Origin of the sequence: Oceanivirga salmonicida (assembly GCF_001517915.1) — a bacterium.
In the GTDB taxonomy this organism is placed as follows: Bacteria; Fusobacteriota; Fusobacteriia; order Fusobacteriales; family Leptotrichiaceae; genus Oceanivirga; species Oceanivirga salmonicida.
The window spans coordinates 1-546 of record NZ_LOQI01000168.1; the positions used below are offsets into that span (position 1 = coordinate 1).

At 19.6% G+C, this 546-nt stretch carries 1 pseudogene; it reads right to left on the minus strand.

Going from position 1 to position 546, the window contains the following annotated elements:
• A pseudogene (locus AWT72_RS09860) lies at positions 1-546 on the minus strand (hypothetical protein); the annotation flags it as partial.

Genomic DNA, 546 nt, shown 5'->3' on the forward strand with positions numbered 1-546 from the left:
TTTTATGAAGTAAATATTTTTTTACAGATTCTTTATCAATATCACTTTCATTATTTATATTCATTAACGATTCTGCTTTAGTATATATGTAATTATAAATGTTTATATCTTTATAACGTTTTATCAATTTTAACATTTCTAAATAATCTAGAACATTGTCATTATGTGTTTGAAGTATTATTTCATTTTTTTGTATATTAATATCTACATCTATATAACTTGAAATATTTATTTTATATGGAGATGCTGCTGTTTTAATATAAGACCTTAATTTTCCATATGGACCATTACAAGAATTGCATGAACTTATCATATTATTTGGATTCATTGTTAAAAATGGAAATATAGATTTAGGTAAAAAATGATCAATAAATACATTTCCATCCTCAATAATAGAGTTAATATCACAATATGGACACACATTTATATCGTTTTCCTTAAAAAAATTACAATGAAATTTTTTTCTATTATAATCTTTATTTTCTGAATCTAATATATCCCATATTTTTTTATCTAAAAAAAATTTTTCATAAAAGAAATTAATAA